The sequence below is a fragment of the Flavobacteriales bacterium genome (genome assembly GCA_025210295.1).
In the GTDB taxonomy this organism is placed as follows: Bacteria; Bacteroidota; Bacteroidia; order Flavobacteriales_D; family Parvicellaceae; genus S010-51.
Genome location: JAOASC010000044.1, coordinates 89,533 through 113,764, shown reverse-complemented (window position 1 = coordinate 113,764; position 24,232 = coordinate 89,533). Strand labels below are relative to the sequence as shown.

12 protein-coding genes are annotated in these 24,232 nt (G+C 36.5%); 9 read left to right on the top strand and 3 right to left on the bottom strand.

Annotated elements, in window-relative coordinates; genetic code table 11:
• The first annotated feature begins 1 nt into the window (after position 1).
• Genes N4A35_13430 through N4A35_13420 form a run of 3 tightly spaced genes read left to right on the top strand, consistent with a single transcriptional unit; the run spans position 2 to position 2,418 of the window.
• On the top strand, positions 2-628 hold the full coding sequence (locus N4A35_13430) for an ATP-binding cassette domain-containing protein (protein ID MCT4582410.1): 627 nt from the start codon (positions 2-4) through the stop codon (positions 626-628).
• Positions 625-1,977 (top strand): ABC transporter permease, encoded by a 1,353-nt coding sequence (locus tag N4A35_13425; GenBank protein MCT4582409.1) that lies wholly within the window; start codon positions 625-627, stop codon positions 1,975-1,977. The genes N4A35_13430 and N4A35_13425 overlap by 4 nt, the downstream gene beginning before the upstream one ends.
• Before the next feature lie 3 nt (positions 1,978-1,980).
• Positions 1,981-2,418, top strand: coding sequence for a DUF3299 domain-containing protein (locus N4A35_13420; protein MCT4582408.1), 438 nt, complete (start codon positions 1,981-1,983; stop codon positions 2,416-2,418).
• Here N4A35_13420 and N4A35_13415 read toward each other — a convergent pair.
• From N4A35_13415 to N4A35_13405, 3 genes are read right to left on the bottom strand one after another with little or no spacing between them, the layout of a single operon-like run.
• Positions 2,408-3,229 carry a DUF3667 domain-containing protein gene (locus tag N4A35_13415; GenBank protein MCT4582407.1) on the bottom strand — a complete coding sequence of 274 codons (822 nt, stop codon included), beginning with the start codon at positions 3,227-3,229 and terminating at the stop codon, positions 2,408-2,410. The genes N4A35_13420 and N4A35_13415 overlap by 11 nt on opposite strands.
• Before the next feature lie 27 nt (positions 3,230-3,256).
• Complete coding sequence (locus tag N4A35_13410) at positions 3,257-4,456, bottom strand: peptidoglycan DD-metalloendopeptidase family protein (protein ID MCT4582406.1); 1,200 nt, start codon at positions 4,454-4,456, stop codon at positions 3,257-3,259.
• Between the two features lie 2 nt (positions 4,457-4,458).
• The gene (locus tag N4A35_13405; GenBank protein MCT4582405.1) at positions 4,459-5,286 is read right to left on the bottom strand and encodes a DUF4292 domain-containing protein; all 828 of its coding nucleotides are present in this window, start codon (positions 5,284-5,286) and stop codon (positions 4,459-4,461) included.
• Positions 5,287-5,464: 178 nt separating this feature from the next.
• Here N4A35_13405 and N4A35_13400 point away from each other — a divergent pair, with 178 nt between their 5' ends.
• From N4A35_13400 to N4A35_13375, 6 genes are all read left to right on the top strand, one after another.
• Complete coding sequence (locus tag N4A35_13400; GenBank protein MCT4582404.1) at positions 5,465-6,493, top strand: gliding motility-associated C-terminal domain-containing protein; 1,029 nt, start codon at positions 5,465-5,467, stop codon at positions 6,491-6,493.
• A 6-nt stretch (positions 6,494-6,499) separates the two neighbouring features.
• Positions 6,500-7,435: a type IX secretion system membrane protein PorP/SprF gene (locus N4A35_13395; GenBank protein ID MCT4582403.1), complete on the top strand. Its 936-nt coding sequence runs from the start codon at positions 6,500-6,502 to the stop codon at positions 7,433-7,435.
• A gap of 167 nt (positions 7,436-7,602) precedes the next feature.
• The gene (locus N4A35_13390) at positions 7,603-18,783 is read left to right on the top strand and encodes a gliding motility-associated C-terminal domain-containing protein (protein ID MCT4582402.1); all 11,181 of its coding nucleotides are present in this window, start codon (positions 7,603-7,605) and stop codon (positions 18,781-18,783) included.
• Position 18,784: 1 nt separating this feature from the next.
• Positions 18,785-19,771 (top strand): type IX secretion system membrane protein PorP/SprF, encoded by a 987-nt coding sequence (locus tag N4A35_13385; protein MCT4582401.1) that lies wholly within the window; start codon positions 18,785-18,787, stop codon positions 19,769-19,771.
• A 1-nt stretch (position 19,772) separates the two neighbouring features.
• Entirely contained in the window at positions 19,773-20,372 is a 600-nt protein-coding gene (locus N4A35_13380; GenBank protein MCT4582400.1) for a riboflavin synthase, read from the top strand.
• Positions 20,373-24,224 (top strand): hypothetical protein, encoded by a 3,852-nt coding sequence (locus N4A35_13375; GenBank protein MCT4582399.1) that lies wholly within the window; start codon positions 20,373-20,375, stop codon positions 24,222-24,224.
• Positions 24,225-24,232 lie beyond the last annotated feature (8 nt).

The window sequence follows — 24,232 nt, the reverse complement described above, 5'->3', positions numbered from 1 at the left end:
AATGTTAACCACAACAAACATAGCCTTTAAATACAAAAATGGAAATGCTATTCAATTTCCAGACATCAACTTAGATAACGCATCCCATGCTCTTCTCTTAGGGAAAAGCGGTTGTGGTAAAACAACGCTTTTACACCTATTAGCAGGGCTATTAAGGCCTCAAGAAGGAACCATCACCATAAACGACACGACTCTTAACAACTTAAGCGACGCCAACTTGGATCAATTCAGAGGTCAAGAAATAGGAATTATCTTCCAAACACCTCATTTTATTGATGCATTATCTGTAAAAGAAAATCTATACCTAGCACAAACATTGGCTGGTGGTAAAAAAGACCTCGATAAAATAAAAGCTTTACTCTCAGAATTAGACATTTTAGATAAACTTAATGCCAAAACTAAAGAATTAAGCCAAGGACAAAAACAACGTGTTTCTATTGCAAGAGCTCTAATCAATTCTCCGCAACTCATTTTAGCAGACGAACCCACTTCTGCTTTAGACGATGAAAATTGTGACACCGTAATAAACCTCTTAATAGAACAAGCTAATAAGTCTAATGCCACACTATTAGTTGTAACGCATGACAACAGACTTTCTAACGCGTTTAAAACGAAAATAAAACTATGAATGTCTTAAAAATTAGTTGGAAAAACATCCTTTACCGACCACTTTCTAGCGGGCTGTCTTTGTTACTCCTTGCTTCAGGGATTACCATTATTTTAATTACCCTCCTCACCCACTACCAAATCAATGAAAAATTCAAAAATAATGCAGGTGGAATTGATTTAGTCATTGGAGCTGAGGGAAGCCGGTTACAATCTGTACTCTGCAACCTCTACCAAATTGATAAACCTACAGGAAACATTAACTATGCACGAACTGGCTTTGCTAGAATGCATCCTATGGTGGAAAAGGCCATTCCTGTTTCTATAGGAGATAATTATAAATCTTATAGAATTCTAGCTACAACGCATGATTATATTCATTTATACAAAGGAGAAATAGCAAAAGGGAAACTTTGGAAAAAGCCATTAGAATCTACAATTGGTTACGATGTCGCTAAAAAATTTGGATTAAAAATTGGTGATACGTTTGCAGGTGGACATGGTTTAGGGGAATCAATTGATGAACATACAGACCACTTATATACTGTTGTTGGAATTCTAAAAAAGTCAAACACAGTATTAGACAACTTATTATTAACATCCCTAGAGAGTGTTTGGATTTTACATGCAGGCCATGACCATGACTCTGGAGGGAGCTTTGATATTATCTCAAAAGAGGAACACGATGCTAAATTAGAAAAAGAAGTTCACAATCATGATGAACATCATCACCACGACGAACATGCTCACCACCATCATCATGAACATCACCACGATGATGCCCCAAAAGATTATGATGCTATTTTAAAAGATATCGACTTTAAAACTAGAGAGATCACAGCAATGTTAATCCAGTATAAAACAACAAGGGCACGTTTTACGCTTCCTGGAATCGCCAACAATACTGATGGCATGATGGCTGCTGAACCTGCAATAGAAATCAGACAGTTGTTTGAATTAATAGAGCCTGCAATAAGCATTATTTCACTGATGTCTATGGTTATTGTAATCATTGCATCTGCCAGTATGTTTATCGCTATGCTAAACTCTTTAAAAGACCGTCAATACGAGATTGCAATTATGCGAACTATGGGAGCTTCAACAACTAAAGTTTTTACCATGATACTACTCGAAGGATTCCTCCTTGCTATTTTAGGTTACCTCTTAGGAATAGGTTTTAGTCACATTGGTATGGAAATTTTCTCTGGATACTTAGCCGAAACTTACCATTACAATTTTACAGGCTGGATTTGGCTAAAAGAAGAATGGACAATTTTAGGAGGAGCCGTATTAATTGGCATAATCTCTGCATTATACCCAGCCATAAAAGCATATCGAACAGATATTTCAAAAACATTATCGAATAAATAAGCAATGAAAAATTTAATCATCACACTTATTCTCGCATTGGGGGTAACTGCCTCAATTAAAAGTCAAACCATCATTACTTGGGAAGTTTTAAAAGACGTTACATTTGAAGAGGTATTTTCTGAAGAATTCCAAGGATACTACCAAGTCCCTAAATTTGGAAAAAAAATATCCTCATTAAATGGAAAAAAAGTCCAAATTCGAGGATACATCATCCCTGTTGATGTTATTCAAGACTATTATGTTTTATCTGCGAACCCTTACAGCTCTTGTTTTTTCTGTGGAGGTGCTGGACCAGAATCTGTGATGGAAGTTCAAATTGTAGGAGAACATAGCGGATTAAGAATGGATCAAATCATTACTTTTGAGGGGAAACTTCGACTTAATCCTGACGATATTTATCAATTGAGCTACATCTTAGAAGATGCTAAGGTTATTGAGTAAAACCTGAACTATATAATCGTATAAATATATAGAGTACTGTTATCCCTAGAACAACTAAAACCTGCAATAACTGTATTGCAAATAGCTTCATAAAACTGACTACAAGACCATTTTGATAATATCGCTTTAAAGACAACGTAGCGTAAACTAGATAAACAAGTATAAAAAACAAACTTGCCATTGGAGAGATCATTCCCAAAAGTTTCCCTAAAAATATGCTAATAAAAAATAACGTTTGAATATGTAAAGCCACCACAAAGGCCTCAGTATAATAACGATTCTTTTTGTAAAAAAACAGATAAATAAAAAAAGCAAATACTGGCATTTCAAACAAAATAAACAAAGCACTTTTTTCCTTTAAGACATAGGATATATCTTTTCCCACATCTAAACCTAAAGCATCTATTTCTGCTTGCTCTTCTCCCCCACTATCTTCACTCGAATCATAAGAAATTTCGATTCCCTCACTAAAGCCATCTACAAATGAATCTTGACTTTGAAAAGTAAATAAATCCAACGCAGACATTAACAACAAACTAATAAATGCAACAAAAAAATACAGCTTCAAAGGCAAAACATAACTCATCCGCTTTCCTTCAAAAAAAGCCAAAGAAAGCTGACCTGGCTTCTTAATCAGCAAAATTAATGTCTGAATAATTTTATTATCAAAAGCAAAATAATCTTCAAAAAAATGCAACAATAAATCTCTTAAACGATAGTCTACTTTTCTATTCTTTTGACCACAATTAGGACAATAGTTTTGATGTTCTAGTAAATCACTAGAACAATTCAAACAAGTCTTTGTTTTCAAATCATTCATGCTTGAAAAGTAAGAAAATTACCTGTAAATCCAAAGAGATGGGTTTTGGCTTTTCATACCCGATGAAGTAATATACCAAATCTCAAAATGCGCTTCAGATACACTTCCGGAAGAAGCTGGCAACAACTTCCCTATTTTCTGTTTAATCGAAATTTCGTCCCCTTTTTTAACAAAAACTTCTTCAAGATTAGAATAAACAGTACGATAACTTCCATGGCTAACCATTACAACTTTCCCTGCTCCAGGGATTACAAAAACACTAGACACCTTACCTCCAAAAACAGCCCTTACACTAGCTCCTTTCTCGGTAGTAATATCAATACCATTATTCTCTACATAAGCTGTACTCACAACATCATGTTGTTGTTTACCATAACGCCCTGTAATTTCCCCTTTAAAAACTGGCCAAGGTAATTTCCCTTTATTTGCAGCAAACGTTTTAGACAGTGCAGAAGTTTCTGGAGTTGAGACAAATCCTTTTGTCTTATTTTTTTTCGCCTCTGCTGCTATTTCTGCTTCTATCGCCTTTCTAATAGCTTTTGCTATTTGTTGTTGCTTTCGTTGTTGTTTTTGTAACTGAGCTTTTAATTGAGCCTCATTGGCCTGTAATTTTTGTAACGAAGATTGTTGCGTTTCCTTATCTTTTAAAAACAAACTCTTTTCCTGCTCTTGTACTTCTACTAACTCTTTTTTATTGGTCTTTAAAACTTCTATCTCAATTATTTTCTGTTCTAGCTCTTGCTTGGTTTTTAAAATTCTTTCAACCTGTTTCTGCCTAAAATCTTTATATTGTTCGATATACTTTAACCTGTGATAAGCTTCTGTATAAGATTTTGCAGAAAATACATAAATCATTTTGTAATCCTCCTCTCTATTTTTAAAAGCATACCTCAACATCTTAGCATACTCTTCCTTTAACAGCTTTAAATCATTTTCTAAAAGCTGTAATTCTTTCTGACTTTCAATTAACTCGTCATCCAGTCGCTTCATTTGATAATTAATATTATCCATCAATGATTCTCGGTAAGCAATTTGATGATTAATAATCGCCAACTCAGTCATGGTAAGCTGTTCAGTCTTTCTTGTTTGTTGAATAAGATTTTTAGTGTTTGCTATTTTCTTTTTGAGTACCGCCTCTTGTTGCTTTAACTTTTTACTTCCTTGAGAAAAGGTAAAAAAAGGGACTAAAAATAATATGATAAACAAGCCAACTCTCATAATTATTCAAAAACCATTGGTTCGTAAGACTTTGTCAATTTAAAAGGCATCGACTGTGGATCATTAATCGTTACCTTACTATACTTCAAAGCTAACGATATTGTATCCCTAGGAGTTTCTAGAACTATCGATGTGTGATAAGGGAACTGCCCACCTTGATCTATTGTTTCCCAATCAGAATATTCAACAATTAGGGCTGTTGTATCACGTAAAACATCTACACGCACTTTTTGACATCTATAATTTACGGGGTTTACCCAGCATCTGTATAAAAACTCTCGGTTTCTATTCGCTCCTTTCTTTAAGAGCTTATCCATTTTTTTGATTTTATCAGAACTTAGTATGTAAAGGCCATCGTCTATCCCTGACTTATACTTGGTAGAATCGTAATCAAATCCAATAGCATTTCCAGCAAAAAAATCCTCCAACAATGAATAGTCAACAGTAGTATTTAAGAATTTATTCACCGTCTTAAAATCATCAATATAGTATTCTTTCTTCCCTATTTTCTTAAGCACCTTTATTGAATCGTTTGAAGCTATAGCTGTCATAATCTGAACCCCTTTTGACAAATTAATCCAACTTGCACTGTCTCTTCTTATTCTGAAATTAGCTTTTACTGTGTTTTTATCGTTTTTAAACACAACACTAGCAGATGCTTTTGAACGAATCCAACTGTAATCAAACTCATTATTCCTCATTGAATCTACTAAAACTTTCCAATTAAGGTTTTTAAGTTTCATACCATCCACTGTTCTTTTCTTTCCTCCACAAGACCACAACATTACGGGGATGAAAATATAAAACGCTATCCTAACTAATCTACTCACCAATTTTCTTCTATTCAAATACTAATCCAAACCGCGAATATCACAATATTTTCTCAATTTTTATTCTTCCCCCATCTATTTTATAAACATTCAATCATTAACAGTAGTACTTTTGTATACTTTTTTGAATCTAATAATGCTTATTTTCGTTTATGTAAATAATCTTTATATTTGTTTTATGAGATACCTCGTGATATTTTTTCTATTCCTTTATGCTGCACCTTTTTATACTCAAGCTGCAAACGACAACTGTTCTTCCGCAACAATATTATGTGGAAATCAAACAACGTTAGCCAATAATGTAGGCGCAACAGTATCTGCTTGCTCAGGGTGTTCAGACGGTAGTTCTAACAATGGCAACTTTTGTTTTGCTCTAGACAACACGACTTGGTTTACCTTTACGACTAACGATAACGGAGGAGATGCCTCTGTCAATTTCAGTAATATTAATTGCACCAACGACCCTGCGTATGACAATGAACTACAGGCTGTAATAATTGAAGCCACAACACCTTGTGACGAATCAAGCTACACGGCGGTATCCAACTGTGTCTCTAACAGCTCTAGTGATTTTTCTCTATCAGCAACCAACCTAACCCCTAATACGACTTACTATGTATTAGTAGATGGCGATTTGAATGGTACAGGTATTACCAACCCCGCTGAATGTTATTTTAACATTACCACAACTGGATCAGCTGTAACCTATACCATTGATGCAGGGCCTGATGTATCTATAGAAACAGGAGAATCTACAACCCTATCTGGATCTGCTCCTGATGGTTTTGAATGGAGTCCCCCAAACTATTTATCCAATACAACCTCACTTTCTCCAGTTTCTACCCCTGAGGAAACCACAACTTATTACCTCTCTTTAACGACAGCTGATGGTTGTACCTACCAAGATGACATTATTGTTGATGTCTTTGAACCAATTAGTGTTCCCAATACACTCACTCCAAATAACGATGGAATAAATGACACTTGGATTATAGGAAGAATAGACAATTATCCAGGAGCTGAAGTTGTTGTCTTTGATCGATGGGGACAACAAGTCTTCAAAACAATTGGATATACTAATGCAAGAAGATGGGATGGAACTCAAAATGGCCAACGTTTACCTTCCGGTACCTACTTCTATTCCATAGATTTAAAATCAGGTAAGAAAAACAATCACTTTATTGGCCCAATAACTCTTATCTATTAGAAGAATATGAAAACATTATTATGCATATCGTTCTTCTGTGTAGTTTCACTAAACTATAATGCTCAACAAGCATCACAATTTAGTCAATATATTTTTAACTACTTCGCCATAAACCCAGCTATGGCAGGTAGTCAACCTTGTTTAAATTTTTCTTTAGGATACCGGAGTCAATGGCTCAACTTAGAAGGTGCCCCAAAAACAGGCTTCGGTAGTTTTACCACAGAATTAAAGTTAAAACGAAGACCAACTAATCGCTCTAAGCATGGACTGGGTATGTATATAGAAAATGATGTCATTGGACCAGCGGCAAGAACATCCATCAATATTGCTTACGCCTACCACCTCCCTATTTCCAGAGAAATCAATGCTTCCTTTGGTCTTTTTGCAGGATTACACCAATTTAAAATTGACGCCTCTAAAATCACTGTTGCTCAAGCAGATGACCCGCTCATCAATGGTTCTGGAGCAACGTTAATGGTGCCTGACTTCTCTCCTGGGTTATTTCTTAGCCACCAAGATTGGTTTGCCGGATTTAGCATTAAACAACTGGCAAGAAATAAATGGAAAATTATAGGATCTGAGCAATCTAGAAACAGATGGCATCACTATATTGTCGGAGGAAAACGATTTAAAGCAGGTAAAATCAATGTCATTCCCTCAGCAATGTTAAAATACGCTGCTTTTTCTACCCCATCACTTGACCTCAATTTAATCGCTGAACTTAACCGTTCGTTTGACATCGGTATAGGTTGGCGAAATCAAGATCAAATAGGCGCTCTAATGAAACTAAAATTTGCTAAATATTTCACATTAGGGTATTCCTACGACTATACTGTTTCTAGTCTTAGACTAGGTAGCGCCAATACCCACGAATTGATCTTGGTCATTAATGCCTGTGGACACGAACAAGGACATGAGTATCAATGCCCTATCTTCAATTAATAAAACGCCATTAATCCATATATTGGCTACAATCAAATAAAAAAAAATTGTTTTTTTCAACTTATCTTTATTTTCCTTAACTTTAACCACTTTACGTAAATAAATTATTTACCATAATTTCTGTTTTTTAAGTGAAGCACTTTATCATAATATTACTTTGTCTGGCTATGATTAATCAAATACATAGTCAACTTATACCAGACTCTCTTTTACCACAGGTACATAAAAGAGATTTGAACAACACTCCCATTTACCAAAAAGGAAACGTCGTTACCTGCGGAACAGCTCCAAACCAATTCTCTATTCAAATTGTTCCCGACTCCAACTACAATGGTTATGAGTTACAATGTGCTGATGGATGTACAGGTTTTTATACTGTTAATGTTACTGGAGGTGTTGGACCTTTTACATTTCAATGGCTAGGATCAGGTAATCCTGCTACTCAAACAGCTCAATCATGGACAAATGTCTGTGACCAAAGTTCTATACAGGTATTAGTTACCGATGTTGGACAAGGTGTTACCTGTGCTGCTTCTCATGTTCTAAATGTTCCCGATCGATTAAGAACAATTAATTTTACACTTACGCCACCATCATGTTTTAACACCTGCGATGGTACAGCTACTCATTCTCCTGTTTTTGGTGTTCCCCCTTACAACTTTAATTGGACGAATGGAGAAACAACTCAGAATGCATCAAGCCTTTGTATTGGAAGTAGCACATTAACCATCACCGACTTAAACGGTTGTCAATTTGATACTACTGTAAACATTGTTACTCCCCCACCAATATTTGCTAATATCAACATCACTGAAGTTACTTGTAACAACGCCTGCGATGGTATACTAACCAGTACTCCAACTGGAGGAACAGGAGCTCCATACAATTTTACTTGGACAGAAGTTGGACCTGGAACGAATGTAGGAAATACTAATACTGCATCCAACTTATGCGAGAATAACACTTACAATTTACACCTTACCGACAATACTGGTTGTGCTATTGACACTGCTGTAACATTAGCTGACAAACAACCCATGACCATTTCGGTTGCCTCAAGTACTGATGCCCAATGTTCTAATACATGTGATGGTCAAGTGTCATTGAATGTAACAGGAGGGACTCCTCCTTATGTAAATGTTTCTTGGTATCAAGGGACATTAGGAAGCGGTATTCTTCAACCTTTCTCAGGTCAATCTGTTAGTTCTTTATGCCCATTCACCAATTACTATGCTGTGGTTACAGATTCAGATGGATGTATGGACAGTCTACAAATCACCCCATTAAACGCACCTCCTACAATCACTATTACTGAAACACATACTGATAACAACTGCTTTGGAGATAACAGTGGGACAATCACTATAAACGTTAGTGGAGGAACTTCTTCTGGGACCTATACTTACCTATGGACAACCAGCGATGGTAGTGGTCTTTCTCCAGCTAGTCAAAACCAAACTGGACTGTCAGGCGGAACTTATCAAGTTTTAGTCACTGACGATATTGGATGTCAAGATTCACTTTCAATCACAATAGCTGAACCCACTCAAATTAATGCTAATGGAATAGCTACGGATGTCACTTGCTTTAATTTAACAGATGGGACAATTGATTTGACTACAACTGGTGGAGCTGGTGGATACACATGGAACTGGACCAGTACTGATGGAAGTTTTATCAATCCAGGAACAGAAGATCTCAGTGGATTAGATTCTGCCTCATATACTGTGCGTATTACAGATGCTGATGGCTGTTTTATTGATACAACGCTAACAATTTCAAAACCTGATGAAATTTTTATCAACCCAACTGTAAGCCCAATACTTTGTAATGGCGATGACAATGCTCAAATTAACCTCGCACCAACTAATGGAACAGGGACTTATACCTACGACTGGGATATTGATGGAACAGGGGATTTTGACGATAACCAAAACCAAACTGGATTAGCCCCTAACACCTATAATTTATCCGTTAGAGATGCTAATGGTTGCCAAAAAGATACCGTATTCACAATAACCGAACCAGACCCAATCTCTGTCACACATACCGCTGTTCAATCCCATTGTGGGCAAGCAGACGGTTCTATTACTGCAACAGCTGCTGGTGGAACTCCAACTTATAATTACTCTTGGACTGACGCTGGTGGAAGCAATGTTGGAAACACAGCTACAGCTTCAAACTTAAGCGCTGGATGTTATGATGTTACAGTAACTGATGCTAATACTTGTACCTTTACCCAACAAATTTGTATTACAGACTTAGCACCTCCAACTGCTACCTTAACACCGACTGATGCTTCGTGTAATGGAGTTTGTGATGGAGCCATCACCATTGTTATTACTGATGGAACAGCTCCATATACTACAACATGGACTTCTACTGACCCTGGATTTGTTGATCCAAACACAGACGATATCAGTAATCTTTGCGCAGCTGATTACACCTTACAAATTACTGATGCTACCAACTGTATATTCACACAAACAGTTACAATTAACGAACCTACCCAAATCAATGCTAACGGTATCACAACACCTGTAACTTGCTTTAACCTTAATGATGGAACAATTGACTTAACAACAACTGGTGGTGCTGGTGGGTACACATGGAATTGGACCAGTACTGATGGAAGCTTTGTAAACCCTGGGACAGAAGACTTAAGTGGGTTAGATTCTGCATCTTACACTGTAAGAATAACAGATGCTGATGGCTGCTTTATTGATACAACGCTAAGCATCACAAAACCAGATGAAATTTTTATCAATGGTGTCGTTACACCAATTACTTGTAATAATGCCAATGATGGACAAATCACTATAGCACCCGTTAATGGGACTGGAACTTACACCTATGATTGGGATATTGATGGAACGGGTGATTTTGATGATAATCAAAACCAAACTAACCTAACACCAAACACCTATAACCTATCCGTTAGAGATGGAAATGGATGTCAAAAAGATACAGCTTTTACTCTAACAGAACCTTCTCCTATTACGATATCTACAACAGACACACAACCTAACTGCGGTCAATCAGATGGTTCTATTACAGCAACAGCAACAGGTGGAACTCCAAACTATACATACAGCTGGACGGATATCAATGGTACTGTTATCAGTAATTCTGCTACTGCCAACAATCTAGCCGCTGGATGTTATGATGTTCTTGTAACCGACGCTAGTTTATGTACTGAAACCATTCAAGTCTGCATCACTGACTTAGCTGCTCCAACTGTTACATTCAACTCTAATGACGCGAGTTGTAATGCTATTTGTGACGGTTCTATTTCGGTCAATATATCAGGAGGAACAGCGCCATATAATACAACATGGACTTCTACAGATCCAGGCTTTACAGATCCTAATACCGATAACATCTTTTTACTGTGTGCAGCAGATTATACGCTTGCATTAACAGATGCTAACAACTGTACTTTTAACCAAACTGTTACTATTAACGAGCCACTACCTATTACCATAACAGATATCATTACTCCTGTATCTTGTAATAATGGTAATGATGGAGCGATTGACATCACTGCTACAGGTGGAACTGTAGCAGGAAGTTATACCTACAGCTGGTCAGGAAGTAATGCTTACTCAAATAACACCGAAGATATTTCAGGTCTTCCTACCGGAAGCTATACTGTGATCGTAACTGATGACAACAATTGTAACAATACAGCTTCTTTTAATATTACTGAGCCTACACCTATTGTCATTTCCACCACCACAACTAACTCTCAGTGTACAGGAAGCACTGGAAGCATTACAGCTTCAGTAAGTGGAGGAACAGCAACCTATAATTACAGTTGGACAGATGCTTTAGGGGCTTCAATTGGAGGGAACTCTCCATCCATTACCAATCAACCAAGTGGTATTTATACATTAACAGTAACCGACTTGAACGGATGTACAGAAACAATAACCGCTACTATTTCTGATGATGTTGCTCCAACTTTAACCATCGATAACTTTAATGATGTAAGTTGTAATGGAGCCAACGACGGACTTATTAACATTACAGCAACAGGTGGAACAGGGACATTAACGTACAGTTGGACCTCAACCCCTACTGGATATACTTCAAATGCTGAAGATATCAATTTATTAGCAGGTACAATCACCTACAATATTACTGTTACTGATGCTAATGGATGTTCTGCCAATCAAAGTCAATTAATAAACGAACCTCAGCCTATCAGTTTAAATGCAAACACTACAGATCCTTTATGTAACGGAGGGAACGATGGCTCAATTGATTTATCTGTTAATGGAGGAACCGCCCCTTTCACCTTTGACTGGGACAACGACGGTACAGGGGATTTCGATGACACGGAAGATATTGGAGGGCTAGTAGCAGGAAACTATATCATTTCGGTACTCGATAATAACAACTGTCCACAAACTCAAACAATAAGCTTAAATGAACCTAGTGCGATTAACCTTGTTACTTCAAGTGTAAATTCTAATTGTACACAAAGCGATGGTTCAGCAACAGTTACCGCTTCTAACGGAACTCCAATTCCACCCAACTCCTATACCTACCAGTGGACACCAAGTGGGCAAACTGTTCCTGTTTTAAGTATTGCTTCTACTTTATCCAATCAGCCAGCGGGATGCTATGATGTTACTGTAAACGATGCTAACAACTGTTCTACAACAACGACGGTATGTATTACAGACAATAACGCACCTGATTTAACAATCAATGCTACTGATGTAACTTGTTTTGGGAATACTGACGGGACTATAAACCTATCCATTACTAACGGTCAAACTCCATACAACCCTATTGTATGGACAGGCAATACAGCAATACCTAATGGAAGTCTTAATGCAACTAATTTACAAAGCGGTATATATGCTGTACAAGTGACCGATGGAGCTGGTTGTATCGCTACGATTTCTGACACCATCAATGATCCTCTGCAAATACTGATAGCTGGCACAACTAACAACCCCAACTGTAACAACGGAAATGACGGTACTATTGATGTATCAATTACTAATGGAACAACTCCTTTTACATACAGTTGGACTGGACCTGCTGGATTTATTGATCCAGGAACTGAAGACCTTAACGCACTAACCGCTGGGCAATATTGTATTACTGTAACAGATGCCAATAATTGTTCGAACACTCAATGCTTCAACCTAAGTAATCCTACAGCTTTAAGCATTACAACAACCAGTACTCCTACTGATTGTAATACGAATACCGGACAGTTAACTGCAGCCGTATCTGGAGGCACTCCTACTTATAACTATAATTGGGCTAATAGTTTAGGTACTTCTGTAGGCACAAATGCAAATATCAATGGATTAGGAGCTGATACTTACACGCTTACAGTAACAGATAATAATGGATGTACAAGTACTGCTTCCGAAACAATTACTCTTGCAAATGGTCCTACAACAACTTTGGTAAATGCCAATGATGTACTATGCAGAGGTGAAGCAACGGGGAGTATTGTTATCTCTGTATCTGGGGGTACTCTTCCTTATTCCTTTGACTGGGATAATCTTGTGGGGACTAATGATCCTCAAAATCAAAACAACCTACCAGCAGGTAACTATACAGTAACAACAACTGATGCGGCAGGATGCTCTGATAACCTTTTGGTTACCATCAATGAACCTTTATTAGCATTAACAGCAAATGGAGTTTCGACCAATGCTGCCTGTAATGGCTTAAATACTGGTGCTATAGATTTAACTGTAACTGGAGGAACTCCAAATTATAGCTTTTTATGGTCTAATAGTGGAAACACAGAAGATATTAATGGTTTAAGTGCTGGAACATATTCTGTAATTGTTACAGATAATAACGGATGTCAAGCCTTTGACACTACTGTTATCACTGCTCCAACAGCCCTTAACCTTGTGATGAATAGCAATGAAGCTACTTGTGGGTTAAGTAATGGTTCTATAGCTGTTAATGTAACAGGTGGTAACCCTACCTATAATTATTCATGGACTGATGTTACCAATAGCCAACCAGGAACGACAATTGGAGGAAACACTAATAGTGTCAACACGTTACCAGCTGGGTCTTATCAAGTAGTTGTTACCGACAACAATGGATGTTCTGACTCATCAATAGTGGCGATATCCAACACTAACGGACCTACTGTTACAGCTTTAGTTACAGATGTACTTTGCTATGGGGGCGCTTCAGGTGCTATCGACATTACTGTTAGCGGAACTCCAAACTTCACCTTTAATTGGACTGGTCCTTTACCTTTTACTGGAGCGATTACAGAAGACATTGCTACTGTAGAAGCAGGAACATATACTGTGGCTGTTACTGATGGTAATAATTGTATTACCAATCAAGTCATTACGATTAATGGGCCTACTGCACCAATACAAGATAATGCTGTTGTTAATTCATTAACCTGTTATAATGATAGTACTGGTGGAATAGATCTTAGTCCATCAGGAGGTACATCTCCATATAATTTTACTTGGACAGGGCCTAACTCTTTTACTTCAAATGCCGAAGACATTAACAACCTATTGAGTGGTACCTACCAACTTCAAATTATTGACAACAATGGATGCCAGTATAACAATAACTTAGCTGTTACCCAACCTGACAGCATACAAATTACTGCTACACCAACTCTCCCAACATGTGGAGTTAATGATGGTCAAATTACCGTTTCAGTTACTGGAGGGACAATAACTACAGACTATAATTATGCTTGGATAGACTTAACTTCAGGAACAGCTATTGGTAGTACTAATTCCATTAACTCATTGGGAGCTGGCAACTATCAAGTTACGGTTACTGATGATAATGGTTGTTCCAACAGTTTAATCATATCGCTATCTGATGACAATGCTCCACCTCTTACGATCAACAGTACTGATGTAGATTGTTTTAGTAATGCAACAGGAGCCATCGATTTAACAGTAGGAGGCACCAATACTTACACTTATGACTGGGATATCGATGGAACAGGAGATAATGATGACAATGAAGATCTTAATGCTTTAATTGCAGGTGTATATAATGTTATTGTTACCGATCAAACAACAGGTTGTATTGCTACTACTTCAGCAACCATAACAGAACCTGCTCCTTTAAGCTTAACAGCAAACACTTTAGACCTAACTTGTTTCAATGACAACTCTGGAAGTATTGATGTTACGGTAACAGGAGGAACAAGTCCTTATTCTTTTGATTGGGATAACTTGACTATTCCTAATGAACCTGAAGATCAAAATGGTTTAGCTGCAGGTACTTATTCTTTAACAGTAACCGATAATAATGGGTGTATTATTGCAGATGTCTATAATTTAACCCAACCATTAGCTATTGAAACACCAGCAATACTAACGCACAACAATTGTTTTGGACAAGCACAAGGCGCTATTGATATTTCTCCAAACAATGGAACAACTCCATATACTTACAATTGGACTAGCTTACCGCCATTTGCTGGCTCGGTGAATGAAGACTTAACGAACTTAACGGCGGGGACATACAACCTGACAATAACTGATTTCAATGGATGTAGTAAAGATACTGCCATACTAATAATAGCACCTACAGCTCTATCATTAGACCTTACAATAAACGACGCCAACTGTAATACAGCTGACGGATCTGCAACAGTAAACGTTTCAGGTGGAACGCTAACTTCTCCTGACTATAGTTATGACTGGCAATTTGGAGGAGGTACAATTTCTACAACGAATTCGATTAATGCTGTAGGAGCAGGAACCTATTTACTATCTGTAACAGATGACAATGGTTGTCAAAGAGATTCGTTAATTAGTATCAATAATATAAATGCTCCTATTATTGTTGTAGATAGTATTCATACGCCAAATTGCTTTGGTGATCAAAATGGAGGTATTTATGTTTCAATATCAGGAGGTACTGCTCCTTATTCACAATTATGGAATCCAAACGCTATTAGCAATACTGAAGATTTAACGAATGTTGTTGCAGGAAACTATACACTTACTGTAACAGATAATGTTGGCTGTATATCTACTCTTGATACTTCTATTGTTGAACCAAGTCCAATTCTAACGACTACAACGGTAATTGATGCTACCTGCGACAGTTGTAATGGTAGCGCTATTCTTGCTACAACAGGAGGTATAGGAACAATTAATTATTTATGGTCTGATAACTCCACCAACAATAGCATACAAAATCTTTGTGCTGGAATTTATCCTGTTTTGGTTTCTGATGATAACGGTTGTCAAACAACTTCAAATGTTACTATTAATAATACAGGAGGGCCAACAGGTGAAAATGTAATAGTGAATAATGTTAGCTGTAATGGAGGAAATGACGGTAGTATTACTATTACAGCTCTTGGTGGTGTTGCTCCATATACTTATTTCTGGCCGCACAACAACTCTACCAATAATACTCAAACCAATTTAACAGCTGGAAACTACAGCGTTCAAATGCAGGATATCAATGGTTGTATCAGAAATGCAACAATTACAATTACTGAACCTAATGCAATTCATGCAACCAGTTTTATTACTCCTGCAACATGTGCTAACAGTGATGGAGCGATTACATTAAACATTAATGGAGGTGTTGCTCCTTATGGAATTAATTGGGCTGGAGGAATAGGTACTACGGCAAATGTAAGCAACTTAAACAGTGGTGTTTATTCCGTAACCATTACAGATGCAAACGCATGTTCTGCTTCCTTTAACTTCAACTTACCAGACATTGCAGCCCCGGAGGTTAGCTTAGCTGGGACTGACTTAAGTTGTTTTGGAGATAGCTCTGGCGTAATAGCATCTACTGTTAGCGGTAATACTGGAACAATTACTTACCAATGGTTCCAAAGCAATACACTTTTAGCAGGAGAAACAAATGCCACAATCAACAACATGCCTGCAGGGGCTTATACCTTAGTCGTATTAGACAACACTACAGGTTGTTCAAATCAAGCTGCTTTAACCATAACAGAGCCTACCCCAATCACTTTAGGACTACCAACTATCATGGCAGCTTCTTGTAATAGTGTTTGCGACGGTTCAGCTCTGGTAAATCCTCTTGGAGGAACGCTAGGCTACTCTTACCAATGGAATAATGGAGAAACTACACAAGCTGCTGATAGTCTTTGTCCTGGTATAAACTCTGTACTAATTACAGATGCTAACAACTGCTCTATAGAGCAAACAGTTCAAACTATTGCTATCAATAATCTAATGGCCACAACAACAAATACAGATGCCAATTGTGGGCAATGTGACGGTATGACTACAGTTACTCCAACAGGAGGAAGTGGAAGCTATTCAATATTGTGGGCAGATGGCTCAACAGGTTTAACGCATAATAACTTATGTGCTGGAATTCATCCATTTGAAGTTATAGATAATAATGGATGTGCTATACAGCTACAAACAATCATTAGTAATATTGGTGGACCAGATGGAGAAACCATTAACAAAACAGATGTGAGTTGTAATGGAGGAAATGATGGAGCCATTATCATAAATCCAACTGGAGGAACCCTACCATACGATTATTTATGGATTCCAACAGGGCAAACCTCAAATTCAATTAACAACCTTGAGGCAGGAACTTATTATCTAGAAGTAACCGACTCCAACAGATGTACAAGAGTCGTTCCTGTTGAAATTACTGAACCAGAACTACCTATTATCAATGCTGTGGTAACTAATTCAAACTGTGGCAACAGTGATGGTAGTATTGCTCTGAATATTAATGGGATTAATGGACCATATACATTAAGCTGGAATGGGCCAAATGGTTTTGTAAGCTCACTACAGACCTTATCTAACCTTGAGACAGGAATTTATGAATTGACCATCACTGACAATAATGGTTGTATTTCTGTCCATACTTATACCGTAAACGCTACCACTGCTCCGATAGTTAGTATTTCTGGAACAAATGTTAGTTGTTTTGGTTTATGTGATGGAAGTGCTCAAGTAACAGCATCTCCAACTACGGGGAACTATACTTACAATTGGATTAATACAACGATTACCACACCGACCATTAATAATTTATGTGCCGGCACTCATTTAGTTGAAGTCACTGATATGAATACAGGTTGTTTGACCACTCAAAGTATTGTGATAGAAGAGGCAGATTCTATTTCAATTGAAGTTCCCCATGTACAAAACCCAACATGCTTTGAAACATGCGATGGTGTTTCCACAATTGTTGTAACTGGCGGAGCATTGAATTACACTTATAATTGGCTAACAGGAAGTAATACCGAAACACAAAATAACTTATGTGTAGGTGATTCTAAAGTTATTGTTACAGATGCTAATGGATGTACTGACAGTATCACAATTACAGTAATAGAGCCTACTGAAATAATCATCAATATAGATAGTACTATTAATTCAGAATGCGTTTATTCTACTGAAGGAGCAATCTACACAACTGTAACTGGAGGTACACCAGGTTATAGCTATGCTTGGGAGACGATGCCAAGTACTTCTTTCTCTGCAAATACTGAAGATATTACTGGACTACTTCCTACACATTATATTCTTACTGTTACAGATAACAATAATTGTATCAAGATGGATACCATAGGTATTGACACTAATCATATAGTCTTAGCCAATGCAGGGTTAGATACGGCAATATGTATTGGAGAATGCGCTGCTTTTATTGGACAAGGACAAGGTCCTTCTGGAATAGTCTTTGAATGGTTTGATGAATTTGGAAATTCACTAAGCAACACTGATAGTGTTTATGTTTGTCCAGATAGTGTTAAAAATTGTAATTTTATTCTTGAAGTCTCAGATGCTTTTTGCTCACATCGAGATAGTGTAAACCTTATTGTTTGGGGATTACCTGAAGTAGATGCAGGAGAAGACCAAACCAATATCTTTGGTTCCGAAATTACTTTAGGAGGTTCTCCAACTGCTCCAGCTGGACAGGATTATACATGGGGCCCTACTGACAATATTATTAATGGCAGTGAAAACCAACCAAATCCGCTAATAGAATTGAATGAAGAACAAGATTTTGTAGTCGTCGTTGTTGACACCAATGGTTGTGTTAATTCAGATACTGTTCACGTAAGACCAATTCCTGAAATTAGCTTTCCAAATGGTTTTACTCCAAATGATGATGGAACAAACGATTACTGGCAAATTGACTTTATAAAAGAATTCCCTCAATCCGTAGTTGAAGTTTATAACAGGTGGGGACAACTACTATTTAGATCTATTGGATATAATGAACCATGGGATGGGATTTATAAAGGGAAACGATTACCTGTAGGTACCTATTATTATATCATTGAATTAAACGACCCTAATTTCCCAGATGCTTTTACAGGGCCTATTACTATTATGAGGTAAAATGAAATATATCTATTCAACCATATTGCTTATTATTACTGTAATTGTTTTTACGGATAATAACTGTGCACAACAGTTGCCTTTGTATAGTCAATACTATTTTAACGACTATGCTGTAAATCCTGCAATAGGAGGCACAAAATCTTACATTGATGCCCGATCTAATCACCGATATCAGTGGCAAGGAATAGCTGATGCACCAAGAACATATACCCTAAGTATTCATGGGCCACTGAAAAACAATTATGCTGGTATTGGAGCTTTTCTTTATACCGATCATGTAGGGCCAACAAGAAGAACAGGCGCTCAACTTTCTTACACTTACAAGTTAAAACTGACTTCAAGAATCAAGTTAGGCTTAGCATTAAGTGGAGGAATTCTAGAATGGAAATTAGATGCTCATAAAATAGACTTATACGATCCCAATGATCAAGTAATTGTTAATGGAGTAATGAGAAGCTTAGTTCCTGATGCTAAATTTGGTGCTCACCTGTACCATCCCAAATGGTTTGTAGGTTTTACCATGCCTAATCTATTGCAATCAAAGCTAAAGTTTAATGAAGCTTTATACACTGGATTAAGCCGATTAGAAAATCATTTTATCGTTAATGGAGGTTATAAATTTAGAGTAGCTAAGGATTTTAAAGTAGAACCATCAGCTATTATTAAATACATTTCTCCTGCACCAGTTCAAGCAGACATTATGGCAAGAGTAATTTGGAAAGATAAGTTATGGTTAGGAGGCGTATATAGAACAATGGATGCTGCTTCTGTTCTTTTAGGAGTAACCTATAAGCAAAACTTATCTTTTGGATATGCTTATGATTTTACCACAACAAACCTTAGAAATTACAGCACTGGAACGCATGAACTTTTTATTGGAATTCGTTTTTCAAATACCAAAGCTAATGAGGAGAATGACATCAGTAGTGAATTCTTAAAAGATAAAAAGAGTACAACTAAAACCAACTTAAAACACTTAGATTAATATGTTCACTGGAATAATAGAACAACTAGGAAAGGTCGTTGACCTAAAAAAAGACCAAACTAATGTCCACCTTACAATTGAAGCTAATTTTACTGATGAGCTTCAAATTGACCAAAGCGTTGCACATAATGGTGTTTGCTTAACTGTGGTTGAGAAAAGCGGAAAAAACTATGTAGTCACTGCTATCGATGAGACTCTTCAAAAATCTAACATTGGTCTATTAAGCACAGGAGATTTGGTCAACCTTGAGCGTTGTACCCAAATTGGTAATAGGCTTGACGGACATATTGTTCAAGGGCATGTAGATCAAACAGCAAAATGTATTGCTATAAAAAATGCAGATGGTAGTTGGATTTTCACTTTTGAATATGAGGATCAAGGGAATATTACTGTTGAAAAAGGCTCTGTAACAATAAATGGAGTTAGCCTTACAGTTGTTAACTCCAATGATAATCAATTTTCAGTTGCTATTATTCCTTATACATATGAGCATACCAACTTCCATACGTTTAAGATAGGTACAACAGTAAACCTTGAGTTTGACATTGTAGGTAAATATGTTACTAAATTGATACAAAAACAATTGCAAAATCATTTATAAATGAGAGTTTACCTCCTTCTATTCTTCTTGTTGTTTTCAGGTTTATTTTATTATGGACAAACCATAAGGTTTAATAAACGATCCATTAAAGATGGGCTTTCTCAAAGCAGTATCTTAACGCTTTTAGAAGACGAGAAAGGGTTTATATGGTCAGGTACTCAAGATGGGCTCAATAGATATGATGGCTATCATTTTAAGACCTATAAGCATAGAATAGACGATAAACATTCTTTATCTAATTCATTTATCAATTGTATTCAACAAGATTCTAACTCTCTTCAAATTTGGATTGGAACACAAAATGGGGGACTTAATCGTTATGACCCTAAGTCATCTACATTTCATTCTTTTCCAAAAGAAAATATTTTATCAAAAATAGATGTACAACAATTGGCCATTGACAACAATGGCTCTATCTGGTTTACGACACAAAACAATGGGCTCTTTCACTATTGGCCCTCTAATGATAAAGTAGAAAAATATAACACCTCTAATGGCTTTCCATTCAATAAACTCAATCAAATTTTTTTAGATGAGGATAATGTTTGGATTGGTACTAAAGGCAGAGGTATAATTGTTTTTAATAAAAAGAATAAGAAAACGACAATAATAGATGAAACAAAAAACTTGATTGACAACACTATCCTCTCCTTTTCGAAATATGATCAAGATCATCTGCTAGTAGGTACCAATCATGGGATTAATAGTATTAATAAAACAAACTTTAAGGTCTCTGTTCCTAAATTTTTAGCTCAAGAAAACATCAATTTTGCTACTTGCTTCTTAGTTAAGAAAAATGTAATATGGATTGGGACCAATGGAAATGGATTATATTCGATCAGCAAGAATAAACAAGGGGAATATTTCAAGCAAAATTTTATACAAAACGATTTCAATACTTACTCTATTTCTAGTAATATTATTAATGCCATCCTTGAGGATGAAAATGGTTCCATCTGGATCGGTACCCAAGATGGTCTTAATTTTTTTGACCCTATTAAACAATTTTTTGAGCACTACAACTACCAATACGGTAACCCCAATAGCTTATTAGATAAAAACGTTTGGAGCATATACGAAAATGGAAATGATATATTTGTTGGGACAAGAGAAGGGATTACCATCGTCAACACTATAGAAAAGACCTTTCATCAATACCCTTTTAAAGGAGCTAGTGCCAACAACAGTGTATATTCCCTAAAAAAAGATCCTTACAACCGTTTTTGGGCAGGAACCTCAGATGGACTTTACCTTTTTGAACCTAAAGATGGTACTTATACCAATATTCCCTATCGCAAGGAGATAGAGGGGAGCCATGATAATCGAGTCAACTATATTCACTTCGATAATGAGAACAACCTATGGGCTGCCTGTAAAGAGGGAATAGCTCGAGTGACTCTTGATTCCTTAACCTATCAATTTTACAGTAATCTAGATACTGGCAGATATAAGTTACCTAAATACGAATGTAAAACTGTTATCACCGATAAAGAACATGTACTTTGGATAGGACTAATCGGTGGTGGGCTATGTAAAGGAGTAAGAGATGCTAACAACAAATATCAATATCAATTCATTACACATTCAAATGAAGGAGAAGATACGTTATCGATTAGCGATAATACGGTTTTATCTATACTAGAAGGACAAAAAAATGATATTTGGATAGGAACTTATGGTGGAGGACTCAACCATTTGAATAGTAAAAATGAATTCTTTAAGACCTACACAGAAGAAAATGGACTTGCCAACAATGCCATCTACGGCTTGTTAATGGAAGATGACTCCAATAAACTATGGGTAAGTACTAACTTTGGTTTATCACTTTTCGATATTGCCTATAATAGCTTTCAAAATTTTACTGAAGATGATGGATTACAAAGTAATGAGTTTAATAATGGTGCATATCACAAAGGAGCATCTGGCAAACTCTACTTTGGAGGAATTAATGGGTTCAATGTATTCGACCCTAATAAGATTATTAAGAACATAAAACCTCCTAAAGTAGTTATTACAGACATTTTATTGTTTAACGAACCCATAGCTAATAAAATAGATTCTATTCAATCTACTACTCATTTAAAACAATTGAAATTAAGGTATTTGCAAAACAATATCACATTTAAGTTTTCTGCGCTTCACTATACACACTCCAAAGGAAACAAATATAGAATAATGATGGATGGCTTATATGACACCTCTCTTGAATTGGGGGACATGCAACAAATCAACTATTCTAATCTCTCTCCTGGAAATTACACCTTTAAAGTTTGGGCAGCCAATTCTGATGGTGTTTGGTCTACTGAACCAACAGAAATTAAATTAATCATCACTCCCCCCTTTTGGAAAACATGGTGGTTTATTACAGCATTGACTTTCTTTATCTTACTTATTTTCTACATCTCTTATATCATTAGAATAAGAAGTATGAAATCTCAAAAGAGAAAACTGACTTTCTTAGTTGAGAAAAGAACCAAAACCATTACGAAACAAAAAGAGCAAATTGAAGAACAAAAGAGGGCACTAGAGATTGAAAAAAACAAAGCAGATGAATTACTGCTCAATATTTTACCTGCCGAGACTGCCGAAGAGCTTAAAAACAAAGGTAAAGCTAGAACAAGGTATTACCGAATGGTAACAGTGATGTTTACCGATATTAAAGGCTTTACTAAGATTGCTGAAACCATGAAACCAATTGAACTGGTAACACAATTGGATATGCTCTTTAAAGATTTTGACCAAATCATAGAAAAGCACCAAATCGAAAAAATTAAGACGATTGGAGATGCTTATATGGCTGCTGGTGGTGTTCCACTAAGAGATAAAGAAAATCCTGTTAATAGTGTATTAGCTGCATTAGAAATTCAAGCGCACATGAAAGTGATGCAGCAAAAAATGGAGAGTATTGGTGAACGTTATTGGGAACTAAGAATAGGGTTACATACTGGAGATGTTATTGCAGGAGTAATTGGTACCAAACGTATTGCTTATGATATTTGGGGAAATACAGTAAATGTTGCTCAACGAATGGAGACATCTAGTGTTCCAGGAAAAGTAAATATTTCTGGAACAACCTATAACCAAATTAAACCTTATTTCGATTGTACCTATAGAGGAAAAATCGCAGCTAAAAACAAAGGTGAAATCGACATGTATTTTGTCGACAGAATTAAGCCACACTTATCCAAAGACGCAGATGGGACAGTTCCTAATCAAAAGTTTAAGGACTATATGAATCTTCACATCTATAGTAGTATTAACTATAGAAAAGCAGAACGTCATATTATGAAAATTCTGGAAGAAGAACTTTCCCCTAACCTCCACTATCATGGAATACATCATACATTAGATGTTGTTGAGGCTGTAGAACGTATTGCGATTATGGAGGGGGTATTGGATGAGGATATTTTTGTTTTAAAATCTGCTGCGACTTATCACGATGCTGGATTTGTAGAACAATACGATGCTAATGAACCTATAGGTGCACGTATGGCAGCTGAAATACTTCCTAAATATGGATATACTCCAGAGCAAGTTAAACAAGTTGAGGAGTTAATCTACGCTACCCGTATACCGCATCAGCCTAATAACTTACTGGAACAAATCATCTGTGATGCTGATTTAGATTATTTAGGAAGAGATGACTTTTTTGAAATTTCTGACACCTTGAGAAGAGAATTACGAGACCATGGAAAAATTGATAGTGATCGAACTTGGGACGAAATTCAAGTTAAATTCTTAACCATGCACAAATACTTTACTGACTCTGCAATAAAGCTGAGACAGGCCGATAAAATGAAACATTTAGAAATCATTAAACAGCGTCTTATTGACGACGATTATGTTGATTGATCAAAGTA